The following is a 17,430-nucleotide window of genomic DNA, read 5'->3' as shown; positions in this document are numbered from 1 at the left end:
TTAACACCGGGGGCGCCGATGGGCACAGTCAGACGCATGAGACTGCTGATGCTGGGTGGAACGGAATTCGTCGGTCGCGCCATCGTGGACGCGGCACTGACACGCGGATGCCAGGTGACGGTGTTCCACCGCGGGCGCCATGAGCCACCGCCCGGCGTTGCCGTGTTGCGCGGTGACCGTACGGCGGCCGACGGGCTGGCGGCGCTCGGCCGGGGCGAGTGGGACGTCGTCGTGGACACCTGGACCGGCGCGCCGTCCGCCGTACGGGATGCGGCGCGGCTGCTGGCAACCCGGGCCCAGCGGTACGTGTACGTGTCCAGCCGCTCCGTCTACCGCTATCCCTCCGCCGCCCGGCTCGACGAGGACGGACCGCTCGTCGAAGGCTCGCCCGATGCCGGTGAGGTCGAGTACGCACAGGCCAAGCGCGGCGGCGAGTTGGCCGCGACCGCCGTCTTCGGTGACCGGGCGCTGCTGGTGCGGGCCGGTCTCATCCTCGGCCCATGGGAGAACATCGGCCGACTGCCCTGGTGGCTGCGGCGGGTGGCGCGTGGCGGCCCCGTACTGGCGCCCGGGCCACGTGAGTTGGCCCTCCAGTACATCGACGCCCGCGATCTCGCGGCGTGGACGCTCGACGCCGTCGAACGCGGCCTCGGTGGCCCGTACAACCTCGTCAGCCCGGCCGGGCACACGACGATGGGTGAACTGCTGGAGGCCTGCGTCCGGGTCACCGGCGCCGATGCCGACCTCCGGTGGGTGGAGCCCGAACGCATCGCGGCGGCGGGCATCGAGCCGTGGACCCAGCTTCCGATCTGGCTGCCGCCGGGCGAACTGCACGACCACCTGCACCAGGGCGACGTGTCCAAGGCCGTTGCCGCGGGCCTGCGGTGCCGCCCCATCGGGGAGACCGTCGCCGACACCTGGGCGTGGCTCCAGAGCATCGGCGGCGAACCACCGCAGCGCCCCGACCGCCCAGCGGTTGGACTGGACCCGGAAGCTGAAGCGAGGGTCCTGAAGGGATGACGCGTACGGCGCTGGGACGAGGACCGCGCTCGAACCCTTCTGCGAGGTACGGCGGTTCGCGGCTCGCGTAGTGACAAGGCAGGTGGCCGAATCTCGTCGAGGACCACTGCCAGGAGGCCGTCCAGCCCGTCGAGATGCCGGGCTGGTCGGCCGCGGGTGGGGCGTACCGGGCGGCATCGAGTCGATGCCGAAGACGCGACAAGTCAGCGCCGTGGAACGCCCGTCCGCGGCGCCCACGAGCCTCCGGGCGACGCCCGGCAGTCAGCGCCGATCCCGCTGTGCCGCCGCTATCTGGCTGACCGTCCGTTCGGCGGCGGAACCGCGCTGGAACCGCTCCGCGATTGCGGGGAACTGTCCGGCGAACGCGCTCAGCAACCGCAACTCCACCGGTGCCACGTTGACTTCGCACAGGTCACGTTCGACGGCTCGGACGACCGCCGTCGCCACCTGGCTCGGGGAAACCGTGCGTATGCCGGCGGGTGGCGTGGCGCCCGTCGCCGCGAACATGCCCGCGTCGCGGACGAAGCCGGGTTGGATGAGGGAGACGCCGACCCCCGTACCGTGCAGGTCCTGGCGGAAGCCGAGCGTGAAGCCGCGCAGGCCGAACTTGGTCGCGTTGTAGAGCGAAGAGGACTTGGTGGCGGTCTTGCCGGAGATCGAGCCGACGATGGCGATGTGCCCGCGCCCCGCGTCGACCATGCGGGGAGCGAGCGCGCGGGCCAGCATGACGGGGGTGCGGAGGTTCACGGCGAGCGCCCGGTCGATCTGCGCGGGCGTGTACTCAAGGAGGTCGCCGCTGGAGGGGAGGGCGGCGTTGGCGATCAGGATGTCCGTGTCGGCACAGGCCTTGGCGAGGTCGTCAACCTGGTCCGGGTCGGCGAGATCGGCGGTGACGGTGCGGGCGCCGAACTCGGCGGCGATCGGTTCCAGGGCGTCCGCGCGGCGTCCGGTCAGCACCAACTTGGCACCTCTCACGGCGAGTTCGCGGGCGATGGTCTGGCCGAGGCCGCCCGTGGCCCCGGTCAGCAGAACGGTTGATCCTGCGATGCGCATACGAGTAGCCTCCCGAGAGCTGTTCGTTCGAACGAACGTTAGGGAAGGGGAACGGCAATGTCCACAGCCGATTTCGCCGGGCTCGTCGAATGCACCCGATCCCTGACGGATGGCCGGGACACCTCCGTGTCCCTCGTGCGGGCCTCGCTCGAACGCATCGCGGCGACCCAGGACACCATCAACGCGTTCCGCTGCGTACGCGCGGAGGCCGCGCTACGGGAGGCGGAGGAGGCGGACCGCAGACTCGCCGCGGGCGAGCGGTTACCGCTGCTCGGTGTGCCGATCGCGGTCAAGGACGACACCGACGTGGCGGGTCTGCCGACACGGTTCGGCTGCGACGGCGAGGACCAACCGAAGTCCGCGGACGGCGAGTTGGTGCGACGGCTGCGTGCGGCCGGAGCGGTGATCGTCGGCAAGACCAACGCCTGCGAACTCGGCCAGTGGCCCTTCACCGAGGGCGCCTTCGGTGCCACCCGCAACCCCTGGAACACCGCCCACTCCCCCGGCGGTTCCTCCGGCGGCTCGGCCGCGGCGGTCGCCGCCGGACTCGTCCCGGCCGCGGTCGGCTCCGACGGCGGCGGTTCCATCCGAATCCCCGCGGCCTGGACGCATCTGGTGGGCATCAAGCCCCAGCGCGGCCGGGTCTCCCTGCACCCCTACACCGATGCCTTCCACGGCCTGACGGTCAACGGCCCGCTGGCCCGCACCGTGGCGGACGCGGCCCTGCTGCTGGACGTGCTGGCGGGAGCGCACCCCACCGACGTAAGCCGACCCGCGCCGATCGACGCCTCGGCGGCATGCCGTCGAGAGCCGGGCCGACTGCGCATCGCCGTGGCCTGGCGGCCCCCGCTCACCCTCACCGGCACGCGCGTCCACCGCGATGTGCGCCGCGCCGTCGCCGGCATCGCGGAGACGCTCGCCCGCCTCGGCCACCACGTCGAGGAGGCGAGGCCGCGCTACGGGCTGATCGGACTGAGCTTCGTGCCCCGTGCCGCGGCGGGCGTGACGGATGCCGCCGCCCGGCACGCCGTACCCCACCTGCTCGACCCGCGCACCCGCAGCACCGTGCGCACCGGTAGAAGGCTCGGCGGGCGCGTGCTGGGCATCGCCAGGGGCCGTGAGCCGCGCCAGCACCGCAGGATCGGCGGCATCTACGACACGTACGACGTGGTGCTCACCCCGACCACAGCCGTTCCGCCGCCGCGCGTGGGCGACTTCGACGGGCTGAGCGCATGGCGGACCGACACTGCGATGGTGGCGGCCTGCCCCTACGCCTGGCCTTGGAACGCACTCGGCTGGCCCGCGGTGAACGTACCGGCGGGCCTCACGCCGGACGGGTTACCGGTCGGCGCCCAGTTGCTCGGACCGGACTCCGGCGAGGAACTGCTGATCTCCCTCGCCGCCCAACTCGAGGCCGAACTGCGCTGGTCGCGGCTGCACCCGGCCCTCGGCAGCACCGGCAGGACGCCGGTGGAACAATGATCGCCATGTCCAAGCCCCCCGGAACCCGGCAGTCCATCATCGATGCGGTCCTGCGCATCATCGGTGAGGACGGCGTCGCCGGGGTCACCAACCGCCGCATCGCCAAGGAGGCGGGGGTTTCCCTCGGTTCGGTCACCTACCACTTCGCCACCCAGCACGAGTTGCTGCGCGAGAGCCTGCTGCACTTCGTCGCGGAGGAGACCCGGCGCTTCACCGAACTCGCCGACCAGTGCCAGACCGACGTGATGGACCTCGATAGGGCCGCCGCGGCGGTCGGCCAGGTGGCGCGGGGCACGGAGTTCGACAGCAGGCACATCGCACCATTCGAGCTCTACGTCCAGGCAGGGCGCGACGAGCGGCTGCGCGCCGCGGCTGCGCAGTGCTTCGCCGCGTACGACCGGTTGGCCACCCGGATCCTGACCGGCCTCGGCGTGCCCGACGCCGAACGGTTGGCGAGCAGTACCGTCGCCCTGGTCTTCGGGCTGCAACTGCGCAGTCTGGCCACGGGATCGCCCGCGGAGGAACTCGTCGACGCGCTACTGCTGCTGGCGCGCGGGGCGCAGCACAGCTGATCCCCCGGGACACGGCTGTTCCAGCGAAGCGACCCGAAGTGCCCTTTCGAAAGGTGTCAGTGGGCATGGACGAGGCCCCGCCGCGCCGCGTGTGCGGCGGGAATCGGCACGTTCTGCGCGCTGTCGGCCCGGGGGTCGTGTGAATGGTTCGGCAAGTGGGCGGCGAACAGCTGGCGTTCGTCTTGTGACGGCTCCGGACACGGCCGATGTCAGAACCTGGCCTTCACGGCGTCGGGTGTGTACGGCTGTGTGCGGGCGATGAGCAGGGCGACGTCGTCGGGGTCGTCGGGAGAGCGCAGTGCGTGGAGGAGCCGGTCGCAGGTCTCCTCCAGGGGACGGTCCGCCGCGTCCAGCAAGTGGCGCAGGGCGTCGAGGCGTTGATCGATGGGGTCGTGCCGGGTTTCCACCAACCCGTCGGTGTACAGGACGAGTTGGTCCCCTGCGACGATGTCGAAGGTGGTGGTCTGGAAGGGCACGCCGCCGACTCCCAGCGGGGTGCCGGTCGGCAGGTCGAGCAGCCGCGGGTGCTCTCCGCGGCGTACCAGGACGGGCGGCAGGTGACCGGCGGTCGCGATGCGGCACTCGGCACGCAAGGGGTCGTAGACGGCGTAGACGCAGGTGGCGATGTAGTGTTCGAGACGCCGGGTGATCTTGTCGAGGTGGCGTAGCACTTCGGCCGGGTCGAGGCCGAGGTCGGCGAGGGTGGAGGTGGCGGTGCGCAGCCGCCCCATGGTGGTGGCGGCGTCGATGCCGCTGCCCATGACGTCTCCCACCACGAGTGCGGTCCGGTCGCCGTCGAGTGGGACGACGTCGTACCAGTCACCGCCGACGGCGTTGGTGGACTGGGCGGGACGGTAGCGGGAGGCGACCTCCAGACCGGGATGGTGCGGTGGGAGTTCCGGAAGCAGGCTGCGCTGCAACGTTTCGGCGGTGATGCGCACGCTCTGGTGCGCGCGGGCGTTGTCGATGCACACGGCGGCCCGGGAGGCCAGCTCTCCGGCGAGTGCGAGATCGTCCTCGTCGAACGCCAGGGGGTTGCGGGTGCGGGTCAGCCCGAGGAAGCCGAGGACCTTGCCGCGGGCGGTGAGTGGAACCGCCATGTAGGAGTGGACTCCGGCGCGCGACAGGAGCGTGGCGGCCTGCCCGTCGCGGGCGATGCGCGCCAGGTCGCCGTCGTCCGCGTGGGAGACCAGGATCGGTCGGCCGGTGCGTACGCACTGGGTGGCCAGGCGGTCGGCGGCGTAGGCGGCGATGCGGCCGGGTGGGTCGGCGGCCTGGGCGGCCTCACTGGGGTGTGCGGCCTGCACCGCCAGGGCGCGGAAGCGCACCTTTCCGTCGCGGCTGGGCGGGCGGCGCTCGTCCAGTACGGAGTCGAGCACATCGACGGCGGCCACGTCGGCGAGTTCCGGAACGGTCACTTCGGCCAGCTCGTGGGCGGTGCGTTCGACTTCCAGGGTGGTGCCGATGCGGGCGGTTCCGTCGGCTATCAGTGCCAGGCGGCGCCGGGCCTGGGCGGCCTCGGCGGCCGCCCGGTGCCGGTCGGTGACGTCCACCACCGAGTCGACCACGCCCAGTACGCGTCCATGGTGGTCTTCCAGCCGGTAGAAGGAGAGCGACCACGCGTGGTCCTGCCCCGAGTCGGGCCGGGGGCGGGCGACCACGGTGTACTGGTCGATGCTGGGAATTCCGGTTTCCAGCACCTGCCGCATCGCGGCCTCGGGAACATCGAACTGCTCGGCGGGCAGGATCTCGCGGTAGTGCCGACCGAGGTGGTCCTTCTCGGGAAGGTCGTGTATCCGCTCCAGTGCCGGGTTTACGGCCACGTACCGCAGATCGGTGTCGAGGATCGCCAGCCCGATCGGTGACTGGGCGACCAGCCGGGTGGACAGCGCGACGTCCCGTTCCACCTGGCGCAGCGTCGGCGAGTCGGTGGCCAGCCCGAGGGCGTAGAAGTCGCCGAGGTCGTCCAGCAGCCGCATGTTGCGGAACTCCAACAGGCGGGTGCTGCCGTCGCTGTGCCGTACCGGAAAGGCTCCGGCCCAGCTCTCGCCGGTCTCCATGACGTCGGCGAACAGCTTGATCACCAGGTCCTGGTGCTGTTGGTGGACGAGCAGCGGGGCCGCGTACTGCCCGAGCGCCTCCTGCGCGGTGTATCCGAACAGCGCCTGCGCCTGCGGGCTCCACAGGACGATGCGGCCTTCGGCGTCCAGCAGCACCGCCGCGACGCCGAGCAGGTCCATCAGCCCGCTCGGGTGCGACGACCCCGTGTCCACTCGGCCCGCGTCCCCCGGCCGCCCGCCGACTGCGCTCATCGCAGGCACTCCCTCCGCCCGCATATATCCGGGCCGTCCCCCGTCTTCAACCCACGGCCTTCTTCCGCGTCCATCTCTGGCCTTCGGATTCCATGGTCTCCTGGGCGGGGCGATCACACACCCCTTGGTCAGGTATCACGATATCGAGTATCTTGACTTCGAGAGAAATCCCGAGGAGGCTTTACAGGAGATACCTTGACGCCAAGACACTTAGCCGAGGTGCCCATGCCCACGCCCCACTGGGACCCGCAGCAGTACCTGCGCTTCGCGGAGGAGCGCACCAGGCCGCTACACGAACTGCTGGCCCGGGTGCCTGAACTGCCCTTCCAACCCGTCGTCCTGGACCTCGGCTGCGGCCCCGGCAACTCCACCGCCGTGGTGCGCGAGCACTGGCCGCAGGCCACCATCACCGGCGTCGACAACTCCGCCGAGATGCTGCAGACCGCCCGCACCACCGGCGAACCGACCGCCCAGTACGTGCTCGCCGACGCCGCCGCGTACGATCCGGCCCCCGCCCGCCCCGACCTGATCGTCAGCAACGCGCTGATCCAGTGGCTGCCCGGCCACCTCAAGCTGCTCCCCCGCTGGGCGCGGGCGCTGCGTCCCGGCGGAGTACTCGCCTTCCAGGCCCCCGGCAACTTCGACGCCCCCAGCCACACCCTGCTCCGCGAGCTGATCAGCGGCCCGCGGTGGAGCGCGAGACTGGATCTGGACCCCAAGCGCGCCGGTGTCCACGACCCGGCCGAATACCTGGAGGTCCTGCTGGCCGAGGGCTGCGCCGCTGATGTGTGGGAGACCACCTACTACACGGTGCTGACCGGCCCCGACCCGGTCCTCGACTGGACCAAGGGCACCGCGCTGCGTCCCGTACTCAGCAAGCTCACCGACCCGGGCGACCAGGCCGCCTTCCTCGCCGAGTACGGCGCGCTGCTGCGCGAGGCCTACCCCGCCGGGCCGCACGGCACGGTCTTCCCGTTCCGCCGCCTCTTCGCGGTCGCGGCACGGCACGCCTAGGCCGCCGTCCCCTGACTCACCGATCGACCGCACCGGAACGGGCATCAGGGCGCGCGCTGTCCACTGGATTTCGGACAGCGCCGCGCCGCCGTTCCGCTTCGCCGCCCGACCGCATGTCGACGACAAGCGTTGTTGACGACCTCCGTACGACGTTGATTGGCTAGAGGAGGGTGCCCCACGGCCCGGACCGACCGTGGGCGAAAGGGTGATTGGAGGGGATAGTCGCACCATGACCACACGGCGCGTCAGGAAGAAGTGCCAGGCGTTGGTCAGTACGCTCGCCCTCCCCCGACCGTTCTCCGTGGAGAGCCTCATCCACGACCTCTCCTTACAGCGCGGCCGTGCCATCCGGCTGCGCAGCCTGCCCACTGGCTTCGGAGCCCATGCGTGCGGACTGGTGATCTCCACCGACACGGCCGACGAGATCTACGTCGAGGAGAAGACGACCCGGTTCCACCGGGATCACATCGCCCTCCACGAAATCGGCCACATCCTGATGCACCATGACAACGGCGGCCGGGAGGATCCCGGTGCGCTGTCCGCGCTGCTGCCGAACCTCAGCCCCGAGGCGATCAGCCGCATACTGGCCCGCACCAGTTACACCACGGAGCAGGAGCAGGAGGCGGAACTCGTGGCGAGCCTGATCCGGGCCAAAGCCGGAACGCTCGCGCCGCTGCCGTCCACCGGGGTGCGCGGCAAGCTCGAAGTATCCCTCGGAATACGCGAGTAGGAGTCATGGACGACGCCTCGGTGTACAACATGGGTTCCGCCGTTGAGCTTTCCGGCGCACTGGCCCTGTGGTTGGCGGTGTTCCTGCGGGTGCCGACGGCCCGCCGCTCGCACCAGCAGCGGATGCTGCTGCTCGCCGTGGCGGGTCTGGCCGGGTCGATCACCGTCTATCTGGACCCGGTCACCGCGGCGCTCAACCGGACCTTCGTGTTCGCCCAGAGCTGCGGGCTGTTCATGAACGTCTGGGGTGTCTTCAGCTCCGCGCTCATCCTCGACTTCGTGCTGGCCGCCATGTCCCGCCGCCGCCCCTGGCTGGTGTACAGCGCGATGGCCGTCACCACCGTCGCCCTGGTGGCGCTCAACGCCACCATCGCGCCCAACTCGGGCTGTGTCACCTCGGAGTACGTGCCGTGGTACAGCCTGTTCTGGTGGATCCTGGTCGCCGCGCATCTGACCGGAACCATTCCCTGCGCGGTGATGTGCGTGCGCTACAGCCGCCAGGCGAAGCGGGACCGGGCCTTCCGCGTCGGGCTGGTGCTGCTCGCCGGTGGTTTCATCTCGTCCTCGGTCTTCTGGACCGTGGTACTGGCGTTCCTGCTCGCCCGTCCGGCCTGGCTGGGTGCGCTGTTCCCGCTCAACATCGGCGTCACCGCGTGGCTGATGACCGCCGGGACCGCGCTTCCGCTGCTGCTCGCCGCCCACCGGCTGGGCCGCAACGCGCTCGCGCTGTGGCGGCTGCGGCCGCTGTGGCGGGAACTCGTCGGGGCCGTGCCCCACGTCGCCCTGGACTCTCCGCGCGGCAGGTTCCGGGAGACCCTCGGCGGACCGCGGTCGGTGTACCTCCGGCTGTACCGTGAGGTCATCGAGATCCGCGACGCCATCTTGATCCTGCGTGACCATGTGACCCCGCAGACCGTGGAACGCGCCCGCGAGTACGTCCGCACGCGCGATCTGCCGGAGAACCGGATCGAACCCGCCGTCGTCGCCTGCTGGTTGGCGGAGGCGCGCCGGGCGAAGGCGAACGGGTCCCCGCCGCTGCCCAATCCCGCGGCCTCCGCGGGTTTCCGGGGACACGACCTGCGCGACGAGATCGACTTCCTCCTGGAAGTGCACCGGGCCCGCCGAATCCTGCCGTCGTTTCCGCTGGGTTCCGCGCGTCCCGAGTACTCCACGCCCGTTCCGGACGGATACGGCGAGGAGATGACGCAAACCCTCCAGCCCGAACCCCAGCCGCAGTCAGGAATCCAGCGAGAGCCATGAACGCCGACAATCCCGCCGCCAACGACCGTTACAGCACCGGCATGTTGGGCAGGAACTCCCCCCACGAACGCAACCGGCTGGAGTCCATTCAAAGCAGCGTGGACGCCCGGACGGTCGCGGTCATCGAGGACCTTGAGGTCGCACCCTCCTGGCGCTGCCTCGAACTGGGCGCGGGCGCCGGTTCCATCGCCTACTGGCTGGCCGAGCGCTGCCCGGACGGACAGGTGGTCGCGGTCGACATCGACACCGGGTACCTCGACGCCGACCGGGCGGACAACCTCGTGATCCGGCGGGCCGACGTACTGCGCGAGGAGTATCCGCCGGGCGGCTTCGACCTGATCCACGCCCGCTATCTGCTCTGCCATCTGCCGGAGCGCGACGAGGTCATCGCGCGGGCCACGCGCTGGCTGGCGCCCGGCGGGTGGCTGGTGGTCGAGGACCCCTACCAACTCCCCGCGCACACCTCGCCGTTCCCGCTGGTCCAGCGGCTGATGGCGGCGTACGAGCGCAAGTACGGCGAGCACGGCGCCGATCTGACGTGGGCGCGCGGCCTGCCCGCGGTCCTCGCCCGCAACGGACTGCGGGACGTCGGCTTCACCGGGAACCTTGGCTGCATGGGTCTGCTCGGCAAGGACCGTTGGCGTCCGCTGATCAACCAGGCGGGCCCGGCCCTGGTCGCCGACGGCCTGATCACCGAGGCGGATCTGAAGGGGTTCTTCGAACTGCTCGATGACCCGGCCTTCGTCGACATCCCGCAGTTCACGATCTCGGCATGGGGCCGCCGGCTGCCGTGACCAACCGCTGCTACCCGAACAGGCCGTTGAGGTAGGAGGACTCGACCGCGCCCTCGACCGCCTGGTACGTCCCTTCGTTCAGCAACTCAAGAGCGGCCTCACGGGCCGCCGAGTACGCGGCCCGGGCCACCCCCGCGCCAAGGCTGATCCTGCGCACCCCCGCCCGCGTCAGCTCGGCGACGCCGGGGCCGCCGGGCATGGCCAGCACGTTGAGCGGCAGCGGGGAGGCGTCGGCCAGCTTGCCCAGCGTCTCCAGGTCGAGCAGGGCGGGCACGAAGAGGCTGTCGGCGCCCGCCTCCGCGTAGGCGGCCGCCCGGTCCAGCGTCTCCCCCAGCCGCCCCTCGGCCTCACCGACCTGGGAAAGGTACACATCCGTACGGGCGTTGACCACCAGCTCGGGCAGTCCGGCCTCGGCCGCCGCCGCCCGGACCGCACGGATGCGGGCGGCCTGCCGCTCCACGGTGAACAGCGGTCCGCGCACCGCCGTGGAGTCCTCCAGGTTGAGGCCGATGGCACCGGCCGCGACCACCGCCGTGGCGGTGTCGGCGGCGTCCTCCTCCGTCGGGCCGTAGCCCGCCTCGGCGTCCACGGTCACCGGCAGGTCGACGGCCGCCACGATCCTGGCGGCGGCCTCGGCCATCTGCTCCCGGCTCATCGCCTGGCCGTCGCCGCGCCCCAGCGACCAGGCCATCCCGGCGCTGGTGGTGGCGATCGCCCGGGCGCCCGCGGCGGCGATCACCGCGGCGCTTCCGGCATCCCAGGCGTTGGGCAGCACCAGCACCGACTCCTGCGTCAACGCCCGGAAGCGCCGGGCCTTCTCCGTGGTGCGGGCGTCAACAGCCATGATTCTCCTCGTTGTCGGGTCCGTGCGGGGTGGTGTTCAGTCGCGACGGTACGCCGGAGGCAGTGCGGGGAGAAGATCCAATCGGCGGCCGGGGAACTGCGCCATTCGCGGCCGTGGCGGCGTAGGCGCGTGCCACCTCGACCAGGAACCGGGTCTCGGTGGCCAGGTCGTGGCCGCCCATCTCGGCGACGGTGCCGGCCGAGGCACGCGGTGGACGCCCGCCGAGCTTTGCGCCACGGGCCTGCCGCAGCAGCGCGGCCAGGGCCACCGGATCAGCGGTTCGCGACGTGGCGGGCGCCGGCGGTGCGTAGTCACGCAGCACGAGGATGGCGTCGCGGATCTCCATCACCTTGCGGTAGACCAGGTAGTTCCAAGCGCCGCGCGGCTGGAGCATCTCCAGCAGTCGGGGCCGTGGATCGGCCAGCGCCACCTGCGGCACCGCGTCCACCAGGTCCCGCCACAGCGGCCACAGTTGGTGCAGGGTGCGCAACTCGGCGGCGGTGCGCCGGAGGTTGGCCAGCAGGGGCAGGGTGAGGGCGGCCGTGCGCAGCAGGCTGTGCAGCCCCATCAGCAGCGGCAGCAGCGCCGGGATCCAGTTCGCCCGCAGCGGTATGTACAGCAGGTAGAGCAGCCAGTACGTCCCGGCGAACGCGGTGCCGAGCCCGAAGAGGGCCAGTCCGATCCGTAACGCCCGGTTGGGCCCGTAGCGGCCGTAGCGCCAGCACACCCGGACGCAGGCGGCGTTGGCGGTGAGGTGGGCACCGATGACGATCAGCCAGTAGGCCAGTGAGGGTTGCGGGGAGGACACGTCGAGCACGGTGTGCTGGGCGTTCCACGGCGCCGTGAGGTCGAGCAGCACCATCGCGGCCATCACCGCCGCGGCGGCGAGGCGTCCTCCGGCTCTGCGTTGGCGGTTGCCGGTGGTCGCGATGACGAAGTCCAGTACCGCCGCGGAGGACAGCACCCCGCACAGACTGGTCACCGCCGCGGTGAGGTGCGGCTGGCCGAAGGCGTGGTTGACGAAGCGGCAGACGATGCCTCGGTTGAGCGCCATGGCCGCGGCGGCGGCCGCCACCGCCAGCCAGATGCCGCGCTGCGGCGGCGACCGGAGGGCGGCCGGGGCGCGCAGCAGCACGGCCGCCACCATGCAGACCACGCCGACGTTCTCCAGCAGCGTTCCGGCGTCGGTGAGCCGGGTCAGGGCGGCTGACATGCGCGCCGTCAACCCGCTGCCGGGATCTCGCCGGTGCCGTCCACACCGAGCGCGGCCTCCAGCCCCCCGAGCACTCCGCTGGCCGCGGGCGCGGCCAGCCGGTCGGCCTCGGTGCGGATGAGGCTGGCCAGCATCTCGGCCTCCCGCTCCTGGTCGGTGGTGTAGCTGGTGCGGGCGAGCAGCCGACGTACCAGTCGCAGGTCCAGGTCGGGCAGCAGGCCGCCCAGCGCTCCGCCGTCCCGCGCGCCCGCCGAGTGGTGGTCGAAGAGCAGATGCGCTATCTCGTGCAGGATGATGTGGTCCTGGTGCGGGCGTGTGGTGCGGCGTTCGAAGAAGATGTGGTCGTCGGTCTCGGTGGCCAGCCACAGTCCGCAGGCACCGGCCGTGGCCATCTCGGCGGGCAGCATGTGCAGATGCAGTGGACGGCCGCGCCGCTCGGACAGTTGGCGGCACAGCGCCGCCACGGAGAACGGCCTGGGCAGCCGGATCCCGTCCAGTACGGTCCGGCATCTGCGGCATAACTCCCGTTCGCGCTCGCGCTCCCGGTGCCTTTCCAAAGGCGTGCGGTCGGTGGACTTCCCCGTGTACGGCATGTCGCCTCTCCCGGTCGTAGCTGTCCGGCCGGTCAGACGTCGGTGGCCGGGGCCGTGTTTCCGGCGTCGTTTCCGGTGTCTTCGATCGGGGCGAGCCGTTGCAGCTTGCGGGCTTCGTTCACCATGGCGAGCAGCGCGTCCAGGCTCTCCATGGACAGCCCGTCGGCGCGCAGCGCGAGGTTGCGCACCCGGGCGTCGCGCAGCGCGGTGGCCAGCTTCAGCTGGGAGTTGACGCGGGCGGCCACTTCCTCGTTCAGGAAGTACTCGGGTGGTACGCCGAAGAACTCGGCCAGCACATCGAGCTGTTCGAGCGTGACGTTGCGCTTCTTGCCGGTGGCCAGTTCCCACAGATACGTACCGGATATGGCGCCGCCGGTGGTCTGCCGTATCTCGGCGGCGAGCCGGGCGTATCCGGGGCGCTTGCGTTCGTCGGGGTAGAGGGCGGCGATCAGTTCGTTGAGCCGCTGGTCGAACTTGCGCAGTAGCGGGCGTACGGCCTTGTCCGGTGTGCCGCCGGATCTCGCCGGCGGCTCGTCGTGGGTCATGGGGGCCGTCCTCACCGCAGGCCCAGTACCGGCCCCGCCATCCGCTGTGGTGGGTCAATCCTACCCGTGGGCAGGGAAGTTCATCAGCCCACGTTGACAGGCCGTCCCATCGTCAGCGTATGCTCCATGACGACGGCATCCGCTATAGCGGATGCCGTCGTCATGGAGGGAGTACGGCTCGCGTGAATTCCGATCGGATACGACCCGAGTTAGACGGCGCCATCCCTGACAGCCATCGGCGGACCAGAACGGTCGCGGTGGTCGGCGCCGGAGCCAGCGGCATCCTCACCGTGGTCCAGCTCATCGAGCAGGCTCTGGCCCAGGATCTGGGGGATGGCTTACGCATCCAACTCTTCGACAAAAGCGGCAGGTTCACCAGCGGCCCCGCGTACGGCACCCCGTACGACTGCCACATCCTCAACATGCGCGCCGCTACGATGAGCGTCATCGACGGCCGCCCCGACGACTTCTGCGACTGGCTGGCCGCCCGGGACGAGGGCGGCGGTCGGCGAACCCAGCGGGACGCGTACGTCCCGCGCCGCCTGTACGGGCGGTACCTCACGGAGCGGCTGGCCCGCGCAGCGGACCGGGCCGAACGGCACGGGGTGGCCGTGGAGTTCCTGCCGTTGGAGGTCACCGACTGCCTGCCGGGCGACGGCAAGGCACTGCTGCAGTGCGGAGACCGCACCCTCGCCTGTGACGCGGCGGTGCTGTGCTCCGGCGACATCCCCGGAAACCGCTTCCCCCAACTGACCGGGCACGACGGCTACTTACCATCGGCGTGGCACTACGACGCCTTCGAGCGAATACCGGAGCACGCCCCGGTCGTCGTGCTGGGGTCCAGCCTGACGGCGGTGGACGCCGTTCTGCTGCTGGACGCCCTGGGCCATCGGGGCCGGGTGCACTGCGTCTCCCGGGTTCGATCCCTGCCGAAGGTGCAGGGCGGCCCGACCACCCCGGCGCCGTCGCGCTTCGTCACCCGGGAAGCCATCGACCGGATGGCCAAGGGCGGCGCCCGCCCGCTGGCCCTGGCCGAGGTGTTCGACCTCTACCGGCGCGAGATCGAACACGCCACGGGAGCCCCGCTGAACGTTCCGGGACTGCTGGCCGCTCCCCAACTCCCGCTGGCGGACGCGCTCTCGGCGGACATCGCGCAGGCCGCCGAGGGGCGCAACCGCTGGTATCCGGCGCTCGACGCCACCGGCCACCTGGCGCCCTACCTGTGGCACCGGCTCGATACCACGGCCAAGGACACCTTCCTCGCCCGGTACGCATCGCTGTGGGCGATGTACCGGCACAGCATGCCACTGCCCAACGCCCGCAGGATCCAACGGCTGGCCGCGGACGGACGGCTCCAGGTGCACACCGGCTTCCGTTCCGTCTCCCGGCCGGATGGTGGGCGCGGCGGCTTCCGGGTCAGCTGCGGCACGGACGAACGCCACGGCGAACTGTCCGCCGCGTACGTCATCAACGCCACCGGAGCGTCGCCCGACATCACACAGCTGGACGATCCGCTGCTGCGCAACCTGGTGCGCGCCGGGCATCTGCGACCGCACCGGCACGGCGGTGTCGACGTGCAGTTCGGCACCGGCCGGGCGATCGCCGCCGACGGCGTGGCGCGGGCGCCGCTGTACTTCGTCGGTCCGCTCACCCGGGGAGTGCACTTCTACACCAACTCGATAGAGACCCTGCTGGCGAACGCGTCGGCCACCGCGGCGTCACTGCTGCGCGACCTGTGATCACACGTACCAGAGAAAGGTCCCGGACGGATGGCGCTGGAGACAGCCTTCTTCGTGGGAAGCGACATCACCTCCCACATGGTCGTCAACGCGGCCGTGCGCTCGCTCTCCCGGGAGGCGGACGTGCGGATCCACCTCTTCTACACCTACCAGAAGGCCAACAGCGAAGCGCCACCGGACCGCCGCAGACTGTTCTTCGTCGAGCACGAGCTGAGCAATTCGGTGCTCTATCCCCTCCTCGACGCCGCGGACGCCACCGGGGGCGAATACCTCTCACCCGAGGGGCTGGCCCGGCGTTATCCGGACGTGGTACGGGTGGACCGGCTGGGGAGCGTCAACTCCGCTGAGACCATTGCCGAGTTGCGTCGACGGGGAATCACCGTGGGGTTCTCGGTGCGCTGCTACCAGAAGTTCGGCGAGGGGATCATCGGACACTTCGCGACGGCCTCGGACACCTCGTGCCTGCTGAATCTTCATCCGGGTGTGCTGCCGGGTTATCGAGGGGTCCTCACCTACGCCAGGGCGATGGCGAACAACGAGGAGTACTCCGGATTCACCCTGCACCACATCAACACCGCGTGGGACGCGGGTGACATCGTCTCCGGCGCGGTACAACCGCTGTTGTACGACCGTTCGGTACTGGAGAACATGCTGGGTCACCACCGGCTCGGCGCGGCCCTCGTACATGAGGCGGTCAGCCAGGTGAAGTCCGGTATGCCCGTGCCCTCCGTACCGCAGAACGAGAACGCGGCCCGCTACTACACGCATCTGACGCCGGAGGAACTGCGGCAGACCCGGCAGAAAGGCATAGAGCTGTACCGCGCGGACGCCGTCGTCGACATTCTGAGCCGGTCCTTCGGCGGCTCCGAGGGGGTGCACGCCGATGACATCCGCAAAGTTCTCACCGCCGCCGCGACCGACGCGGACCGCCTAGCGGTCTGATTCCCCGAATCCCTTTCCGTACAAGGCATCGCCCCGGCGGCAACTCGCCGGGGAAAGGCCCTTCCAGCAGTCGACAAGTACCGGGAGCTTCATGAAAGGCAGCGGTCTCGGCCGTGCCCTGACGGTCACCCTCGCGCTCGCCTGCGCGATCACCTCCTCGAACATCTACATAAACCAGCCGGTGCTCACCGAGATGGCGAGATCGCTGGGGGTGTCCGACGGAGCCATGGGCGCGGTGCCCACCGCCACCCAGTTCGGCTACGCGCTGGGCATCCTGCTGCTGGTGCCGCTCGGCGACACCCGGGACCGCAGGAAGCTCATCCTTGGCCTTTCGGCGGCGGCCACCGTCGCGCTCGCCGCCACCGCGCTCGCGCCCAACCTGGCCGTACTGACCGTCTGCAGCCTGCTGCTGGGCGTGCTCACCCCGGTGCCGCAGATCGTGATCCCGCTGGCCGTCGCCCTCGCCCCGGGCGAGGGCAGGGGGCGGATCGTCGGCATCCTCCAGGGCGGACTGCTGGTCGGACTGCTGGCCTCCCGGGCCTATGCGGGGGCGCTGGCCGATCTGGTCGGATGGCGCTGGGTCTACGGGTGCTCGGTGGGGTTGATGATCGCCCTGGAGGTGATCCTCTTCCTGACGCTGCCCAGGGGGGTGGCGGGCGGCGCCCCGCTCGGCTACCGCGAGTTGCTGCGGTCGCTGCCACACACGTTCGCCCAGTCGACGCTGGTGCGCCGGGTGTGCGTGTCGGGGGCGCTGGTGGGCGTGTCCTTCGGCGCGTTCTGGACGACGCTGGCCTTCGTCCTGCAGGACTCCTACGGTTACGGTCCCGGGATCGCCGGGCTGTTCGGGCTGGTCGCGGCGGCCAGCGCGCTGGCCTCGCCACGGGCCGGAAGGATGGCGGACCGGGTCGGTGGCAGGCGCACCCAGACGATTCTGCTGGCGGTTTCGCTGCTCGGCTGGGTCGCCCTGCTGGGTGGCAAGAACTGGCTGGCCCTACTGGTACTCGGCGTTATTCTCCTCGACGTAGGGGTCTGGGGAAACCAGGTCGTGAACCAGGCCATGCTCTTCACGCTGGCGGACGAGAAACACAGCCGCCTGAACACCCTGTACTTCACCTTCCGGTTCCTGGGAATCGCCAGCGGTTCACTGCTGGGTTCCCAACTGTGGGACGCGGGCGGATGGTACGCCGTCGGCACCGCGGGGGTCGCCGCGCTGCTGCTGGCCGCACCAATCCTGTTCACCACCCGCGACAACCGTCCCGTACCGGAGGCGTCACGCGGGGCCGCACGGAAGACGGCGGCCCGTAACTAGCCACTCCGA

Annotated in this window: 16 protein-coding genes; 10 read left to right on the top strand and 6 right to left on the bottom strand. The window is 70.8% G+C overall.

Annotated features, from left to right (window positions below; translation table 11 throughout):
- Positions 1-36: 36 nt before the first annotated feature.
- Positions 37-1,020 (top strand): NAD-dependent epimerase/dehydratase family protein, encoded by a 984-nt coding sequence (locus O5O46_RS21805; RefSeq protein ID WP_269857206.1) that lies wholly within the window; start codon positions 37-39, stop codon positions 1,018-1,020.
- A gap of 261 nt (positions 1,021-1,281) precedes the next feature.
- Here O5O46_RS21805 and O5O46_RS21800 read toward each other — a convergent pair whose 3' ends face one another.
- Positions 1,282-2,073, bottom strand: coding sequence for an SDR family NAD(P)-dependent oxidoreductase (locus O5O46_RS21800; RefSeq protein WP_269857205.1), 792 nt, complete (start codon positions 2,071-2,073; stop codon positions 1,282-1,284).
- Between the two features lie 57 nt (positions 2,074-2,130).
- Here O5O46_RS21800 and O5O46_RS21795 point away from each other — a divergent pair, with 57 nt between their 5' ends.
- The gene (locus O5O46_RS21795) at positions 2,131-3,555 is read left to right on the top strand and encodes an amidase (protein ID WP_269857204.1); all 1,425 of its coding nucleotides are present in this window, start codon (positions 2,131-2,133) and stop codon (positions 3,553-3,555) included.
- Between the two features lie 5 nt (positions 3,556-3,560).
- Positions 3,561-4,127: a TetR/AcrR family transcriptional regulator gene (locus tag O5O46_RS21790; RefSeq protein WP_269857203.1), complete on the top strand. Its 567-nt coding sequence runs from the start codon at positions 3,561-3,563 to the stop codon at positions 4,125-4,127.
- Positions 4,128-4,336: 209 nt separating this feature from the next.
- Here the strand turns inward: O5O46_RS21790 and O5O46_RS21785 are convergent, their stop codons facing one another.
- Complete coding sequence (locus tag O5O46_RS21785) at positions 4,337-6,439, bottom strand: SpoIIE family protein phosphatase (protein WP_269857202.1); 2,103 nt, start codon at positions 6,437-6,439, stop codon at positions 4,337-4,339.
- 225 nt (positions 6,440-6,664) lie between these two features.
- Here O5O46_RS21785 and O5O46_RS21780 point away from each other — a divergent pair, with 225 nt between their 5' ends.
- The 4 genes from O5O46_RS21780 (at position 6,665) to O5O46_RS21765 (ending at position 10,236) form a co-directional block, all read left to right on the top strand.
- Complete coding sequence (locus O5O46_RS21780; RefSeq protein WP_269857201.1) at positions 6,665-7,453, top strand: methyltransferase domain-containing protein; 789 nt, start codon at positions 6,665-6,667, stop codon at positions 7,451-7,453.
- A 229-nt stretch (positions 7,454-7,682) separates the two neighbouring features.
- On the top strand, positions 7,683-8,183 hold the full coding sequence (locus tag O5O46_RS21775; RefSeq protein ID WP_269857200.1) for a hypothetical protein: 501 nt from the start codon (positions 7,683-7,685) through the stop codon (positions 8,181-8,183).
- Positions 8,184-8,188: 5 nt separating this feature from the next.
- Positions 8,189-9,442 (top strand): MAB_1171c family putative transporter, encoded by a 1,254-nt coding sequence (locus O5O46_RS21770; RefSeq protein WP_269857199.1) that lies wholly within the window; start codon positions 8,189-8,191, stop codon positions 9,440-9,442.
- The gene (locus O5O46_RS21765; protein ID WP_269857198.1) at positions 9,439-10,236 is read left to right on the top strand and encodes a class I SAM-dependent methyltransferase; all 798 of its coding nucleotides are present in this window, start codon (positions 9,439-9,441) and stop codon (positions 10,234-10,236) included. Before O5O46_RS21770 ends, O5O46_RS21765 begins: the two co-directional genes overlap by 4 nt.
- A 10-nt stretch (positions 10,237-10,246) precedes the next feature.
- Here the strand turns inward: O5O46_RS21765 and O5O46_RS21760 are convergent, their stop codons facing one another.
- From O5O46_RS21760 to O5O46_RS21745, 4 genes are read right to left on the bottom strand one after another with little or no spacing between them, the layout of a single operon-like run.
- Positions 10,247-11,080, bottom strand: coding sequence for an isocitrate lyase/phosphoenolpyruvate mutase family protein (locus tag O5O46_RS21760; RefSeq protein WP_269857197.1), 834 nt, complete (start codon positions 11,078-11,080; stop codon positions 10,247-10,249).
- The gene (locus O5O46_RS21755; RefSeq protein ID WP_269857196.1) at positions 11,070-12,293 is read right to left on the bottom strand and encodes an MAB_1171c family putative transporter; all 1,224 of its coding nucleotides are present in this window, start codon (positions 12,291-12,293) and stop codon (positions 11,070-11,072) included. Before O5O46_RS21755 ends, O5O46_RS21760 begins: the two co-directional genes overlap by 11 nt.
- 8 nt (positions 12,294-12,301) lie before the next feature.
- Positions 12,302-12,886, bottom strand: a complete 585-nt coding sequence (locus O5O46_RS21750; protein ID WP_269857195.1) for a hypothetical protein — start codon at positions 12,884-12,886, stop codon at positions 12,302-12,304.
- 32 nt (positions 12,887-12,918) lie between these two features.
- Entirely contained in the window at positions 12,919-13,431 is a 513-nt protein-coding gene (locus tag O5O46_RS21745; protein WP_269857194.1) for a hypothetical protein, read from the bottom strand.
- A gap of 257 nt (positions 13,432-13,688) precedes the next feature.
- Here O5O46_RS21745 and O5O46_RS21740 point away from each other — a divergent pair, with 257 nt between their 5' ends.
- From O5O46_RS21740 to O5O46_RS21730, 3 genes are all read left to right on the top strand, one after another.
- Positions 13,689-15,170, top strand: coding sequence for an FAD/NAD(P)-binding protein (locus O5O46_RS21740; protein WP_269857193.1), 1,482 nt, complete (start codon positions 13,689-13,691; stop codon positions 15,168-15,170).
- A gap of 30 nt (positions 15,171-15,200) precedes the next feature.
- Positions 15,201-16,112, top strand: a complete 912-nt coding sequence (locus O5O46_RS21735) for a formyltransferase family protein (protein ID WP_269857192.1) — start codon at positions 15,201-15,203, stop codon at positions 16,110-16,112.
- Between the two features lie 91 nt (positions 16,113-16,203).
- On the top strand, positions 16,204-17,421 hold the full coding sequence (locus tag O5O46_RS21730) for an MFS transporter (RefSeq protein ID WP_269857191.1): 1,218 nt from the start codon (positions 16,204-16,206) through the stop codon (positions 17,419-17,421).
- Positions 17,422-17,430 lie beyond the last annotated feature (9 nt).

This window comes from Streptomyces sp. RPT161 (genome assembly GCF_027533845.1).
GTDB lineage: Bacteria > Actinomycetota > Actinomycetes > Streptomycetales > Streptomycetaceae > Streptantibioticus_A > Streptantibioticus_A silvisoli_A.
This window is presented reverse-complemented; position numbering and strand designations above follow the sequence as displayed.

Bases quoted from the DNA above. Each gene is read 5' to 3' on its own strand.
- O5O46_RS21805 (WP_269857206.1), top strand. From the start codon at position 37: ATGAGACTGCTGATGCTGGGTGGAACGGAATTCGTCGGTCGCGCCATC.
- O5O46_RS21800 (WP_269857205.1), bottom strand. From the start codon at position 2,073: ATGCGCATCGCAGGATCAACCGTTCTGCTGACCGGGGCCACGGGCGGC.
- O5O46_RS21795 (WP_269857204.1), top strand. From the start codon at position 2,131: ATGTCCACAGCCGATTTCGCCGGGCTCGTCGAATGCACCCGATCCCTG.
- O5O46_RS21790 (WP_269857203.1), top strand. From the start codon at position 3,561: ATGTCCAAGCCCCCCGGAACCCGGCAGTCCATCATCGATGCGGTCCTG.
- O5O46_RS21785 (WP_269857202.1), bottom strand. From the start codon at position 6,439: ATGAGCGCAGTCGGCGGGCGGCCGGGGGACGCGGGCCGAGTGGACACG.
- O5O46_RS21780 (WP_269857201.1), top strand. From the start codon at position 6,665: ATGCCCACGCCCCACTGGGACCCGCAGCAGTACCTGCGCTTCGCGGAG.
- O5O46_RS21775 (WP_269857200.1), top strand. From the start codon at position 7,683: ATGACCACACGGCGCGTCAGGAAGAAGTGCCAGGCGTTGGTCAGTACG.
- O5O46_RS21770 (WP_269857199.1), top strand. From the start codon at position 8,189: ATGGACGACGCCTCGGTGTACAACATGGGTTCCGCCGTTGAGCTTTCC.
- O5O46_RS21765 (WP_269857198.1), top strand. From the start codon at position 9,439: ATGAACGCCGACAATCCCGCCGCCAACGACCGTTACAGCACCGGCATG.
- O5O46_RS21760 (WP_269857197.1), bottom strand. From the start codon at position 11,080: ATGGCTGTTGACGCCCGCACCACGGAGAAGGCCCGGCGCTTCCGGGCG.
- O5O46_RS21755 (WP_269857196.1), bottom strand. From the start codon at position 12,293: ATGTCAGCCGCCCTGACCCGGCTCACCGACGCCGGAACGCTGCTGGAG.
- O5O46_RS21750 (WP_269857195.1), bottom strand. From the start codon at position 12,886: ATGCCGTACACGGGGAAGTCCACCGACCGCACGCCTTTGGAAAGGCAC.
- O5O46_RS21745 (WP_269857194.1), bottom strand. From the start codon at position 13,431: ATGACCCACGACGAGCCGCCGGCGAGATCCGGCGGCACACCGGACAAG.
- O5O46_RS21735 (WP_269857192.1), top strand. From the start codon at position 15,201: ATGGCGCTGGAGACAGCCTTCTTCGTGGGAAGCGACATCACCTCCCAC.
- O5O46_RS21730 (WP_269857191.1), top strand. From the start codon at position 16,204: ATGAAAGGCAGCGGTCTCGGCCGTGCCCTGACGGTCACCCTCGCGCTC.